The organism is Moorena sp. SIO1F2, from assembly GCF_010672755.1.
Lineage (GTDB): Bacteria > Cyanobacteriota > Cyanobacteriia > Cyanobacteriales > Coleofasciculaceae > Moorena.
Map to the genome: position 1 here is coordinate 1 of NZ_JAAHFV010000466.1, position 4296 is coordinate 4296.

General features: G+C 41.7%; 1 protein-coding gene and 2 pseudogenes. 1 reads left to right on the forward strand and 2 read right to left on the reverse strand.

Annotation, left to right across the window (positions count from 1 at the left end; genetic code table 11):
- Together F6J94_RS30995 and F6J94_RS31000 are read right to left on the reverse strand one after the other, a co-directional pair.
- Positions 1–1978, reverse strand: a pseudogene (locus tag F6J94_RS30995) (hypothetical protein); the annotation flags it as partial.
- The gene (locus tag F6J94_RS31000) at positions 1975–3276 is read right to left on the reverse strand and encodes an AAA family ATPase (RefSeq protein WP_293047293.1); all 1302 of its coding nucleotides are present in this window, start codon (positions 3274–3276) and stop codon (positions 1975–1977) included. The pseudogene F6J94_RS30995 and the gene F6J94_RS31000, both read right to left, overlap by 4 nt.
- 400 nt (positions 3277–3676) lie before the next feature.
- On the opposite strand from F6J94_RS31000, the pseudogene F6J94_RS31005 reads away from it, so the two are divergent.
- Positions 3677–4296: pseudogene (locus F6J94_RS31005) on the forward strand (hypothetical protein); the annotation flags it as partial.

Genomic DNA, 4296 nt, shown 5'->3' on the forward strand with positions numbered 1-4296 from the left:
TGTGTAGAGAGTCTTCCCTTAATGACAGAATAACTTGAGTATAAGGAATATAGTCAATTGCTGTTTTTAAGAATTCCAATAAAAGATTGCGCTCGACTAGATCTGGTAGATCCGAAAATAATTCTTCAAACTGATCAAAAATTAAAACTGTTAGTAAGTTTCGGTCACCATTTTCTTGCAACTGTTCCAAGATGGTAGTTACTGAATCTGCTTCAACAGAAAGACTAAGCCCTCTTGTTTTTAGTGAATTAACCAATAACTTGCCCAACTGCCTAACCCAGTCAGTATAGACTCGTATGGGAATTGGCAGCACATCTCGTTGACCAATGGCTCGTTGCTTGAGAATTGGAACTAATCCTGCATAGATTAAGGAACTTTTACCAACCCCAGATGCTCCATGAATAACAGTTAATTTACAACTAGTATTGCCAATTCTTTCGACCAAATTATTGATATCTTTTTGTCGGCCAGAAGCGATGATTTCGTCTGCAACCATTTCAGGCTGCTCAAGGGCTGGAAGTTGAGACTTAGTTCTCCTTCGTTTTGGCTGTAATCTCCCTGTACCGATAAAGGCTCGCAAGCCAAACTGTTGCTCAATGGATATTCGTTCTTGTTTAACTCCAAAAGCAGCTAGATAGTCACCCTTTTCAAGATATAATTCTCGCCAGCTTGCCAAAATCCTAATATAAAGCTCTGGAGCATAATGGGCTTGAGTTTCTGCTTTAGCTTTTTCCAGATAATTGATACTGTATTGATACTTACAAAGACCTTTTTCTGCTCTTGCTAATAATAATAAATACCAAGCTTTATCAACAGATGGCATCCCATCTAATTTTGCCTTATGCTCCGATGAAATTGCTGTTGATTCATCCGACAAACTAGTTTTCAGGATTGAGAGTGCTTGCTCTGCTAATTCCTTAGCTTCATTCCAAGCTAATTTATCTAAAGCCACCTCGGCCAGAAAACCATAATCTTTAGCTAACTCAATCGAATTATCACTGGCTCTATGGAGTTTTAGAGACCTTTGGGCTAAGGTTTCTAAGTCTTCCCATCGTTGCAAGCGTTGCAATACTCTGGCAACTTGAGTAATCAATCGGTTAGCTAAATCCTGATCAGATATCTGAGCTAAACTATCAACACATTGCTCAAATATTTTTTTTCCTTCAGGTTTTACATAAGGACATAAACCGATATGAAATAAAACCATCCCTTGCCAATCGCAGCGGGTTAGCCTTTGCCATATATCTAAGCTTTTTTGAAAGTAAAGTAATGATTGTTCAAACTGTTGTTTAACATAGTAATTTCGACCTGCCATAAAGTAAAAAAAAGCGTCTAAATCTGGTTCTATTTCCTGGTTGTGATGGTGTAAATCTTGCCAAGCTAAACCAAATTCCGATAGATCATCTATCCCCCGATTCAGCTCATACAAAAATTTGTCGGGATCAGAGTCTGGAAAGGTAGCCAATATCTCCTTAGCTTGTTGAGAGAGAGTATAGATTAATTCATAAGATAAGGAATCAGGAGGGGTTTGAAACTCCCTAGTTGTGCCCCAACTCTCGAAATCAGGAGCAACCCGAACCAATTTGGTTTGAACGTCATCATTAATCCACAGCACTAGGGGGAAATGGAAATTTTTCCGAAACTCTTCCCGCACTTGGTTAGTGGCAGTCAGCAAGCTATCAATATCATCAACGGCCTCTAAGCCAAAGACCATCATAGCCCCTGGTTGCTGATCTCCTAAATCCTGCCGAATATTGCTATAAAGTTTGCGATCAGACTTTTTCAGCACAACCTCGCGGATTGGAACAGGACAGCTTTCTCGGAGCCGCTCAGTCATTTGCTGCTGTACATAGGTATAGTTACAGTGTGCAAAAATCAGTGAAAATTGCCCCTGAGAAGCTTCCATTGCCCAAGCCAATCTTTGCAACGCACGCTCGTTGTAGGCAGTAACCTCTTTGGTTTTATCGGAGGCACTCATAGCTGTAGTTCCTTAGCTTCTGCCAAAATCGGATTAACATCAAACCAAGGTTCTTCTTGATCATAATACTCATAAACAAAGCGACTGCGGATTAAGATTTGATATCCATCATCTCCAGTCACTTTCTTATCCTTAGCTACTTTACGCAGTAAATCCCACTCATCATCAGTGATCGCTAACACAAGTTTATGATGCTGAGCCTTAATCATACGTTCTAGACCATTACGGGACAGGGGTAGTTTTCCTTCTTCCATGATCCAATCATTGAGAAACCGAAGCAAATTCCGCACATGACCGCCACTAGCACTACATAAACGGTCTAAGGTTTCAGCACTGTCAAAAATTGCTGTAATTTTAGTCAGACGCTGGTTTGGCTCTAAATCTGGGAATGCTCTTGCTAGTACCATCTGTCGCAGCAGTGCCATTCCCTGTTCATGTTTACTACCGTCCCGTAACTGTACAGGTACCATTGGCAGGACTTTGGGGTCGGTCATAAACCGTTCAGTCACCATCCCAAAGTCATTGGAAAACCGCAGTGACAATGGAATCGTGTAAACCACGTGACAGCCCAGTCCCCGCAACTGTGCCCCTCGATCCGCAAACAAATATTCTGGCTGAAGACGACCAAAGGGCTTTTGTATAGAGTCCACGCGGTCAAGGTTATCAACAATAACTACTAGTCCCTTTTTCCCGGTCTGTTTCAATTTCTTGATAGCAGGCTCCAGCACCTCCTGATTAATGGCTTCAATAAGTCCATTGGTTCGAGGCTCTAGATATCCTCTCAACTTATCCCGCTGCTTAGGGCTAGCTTTCGCTTGACTGGTAATGGTGGCAATCCCTACAGAGAATTCTACATCCGATAGCTCCATCGGTGTTTTTAAGATATCTGTGACTTCACCAAATAACCTCTGGAAGTACCCTGGTTGAAGGCTAATGCCAGCGCCTTTGAGACTTTCACTGACTCGACGGGCGATCGCCAGTAAAATATCGCTAATATCAACATCGCTCATTTCCAAGTCTCGGTCGGACTCAAAGTAAACCACATGAAATCCTGACCGTTCTAAATCCAGCTTTAACCTGAGCAACTCCGTAGACTTGCCGCAGCCAATATGCCCAGTAAACAGTTCACAGGTAGGTTGATTTGGTGAAAATATAGCAATCTTTTTTCTAAGTTTTTCAATAATCTGACCGCCCCGTACTGAAGAGAAATCAATGTAATACTTGCGATCCTCCTCATTGTCCACCGCTAAGGTTTTACTGGGGTTGGTAGCTCGGTAAAACGTTTGTAAATCGGTCATCTTACTTTTCTATTAGTAGTTTTTACCCTATTCTGTACCAAGCTGCGGTTGGAACATAGAACGGTTCATCCGAGCTGGCATTATGCACCCACTCTATTTTATCTCATTTTCGGTTGAATACTTATAAATAGTAGGTCATAGGGAACAGGGAGCAGGGAACAGGAAGGAAGAGTAGGAAATAAATCCGATAACTTTTTGGGGTGATGCTAAAGAAGCCTTGATTTTTATGGTCAGTTTTTAAAAACTGACCACCGTTTTTTTGATTAATTTTTTTATTAAAAAAAATGACTAATTATCAGCTATAATAATTATGAGTTATAGATAATTTTATCCTACTCCCTACTCCCTACTCCCTACTCCCTACTCCCTACTCCCTTTCCTATAGTTTTTAGGCTGTTCCATGACCAGAAACGTCCATGACCAATTTGCCAAACAATGTCTGAAAGAACTCCTCGACCCCCTGGGGAAGGTAGAAACGAGCTGGAAAGTGCCTGGGGAAGTTCAAGAAATTGATGTTTACTTTTTGCCATCCCAGCCACTAACCACCAATGGACAAAGCCTAGGATTACTCGGACAACTGGCCACAACTCCTGCTATTTTTGAACCGTTCCGCAACCCAGTTACTAAATTTGAGGTGCTAAGTTGTATCGGTAAACTGATTCAGGTTCATGGTCAAGTTTTCCGTCAGGCTAAGCGCACTAATGCCCAAGTTAGGGTGACAGAACTGCCTCGTTTATGGATTCTTTCCCCAACCGCTTCGGAAGAGTTTTTAGAAAGCTTTAATTTTCAACCAGATTTAGTTAATTATCCCAAGGGGATGTACTTTCTGGGGAAATCCTTGTATACGGCGATTGTGGCGATTCACCAACTACCAGTGACCCCGGAAACCTTATGGTTGAGAATTCTCGGTAGAGGTAGAGTGCAACAGCAAGCAATTGAGGAGTTGAAATCCCTACCGAACGGGAGTCAGCACAAAGACAATATCCTAGAATTAGTATATGACATGCTGGCGATATTAGA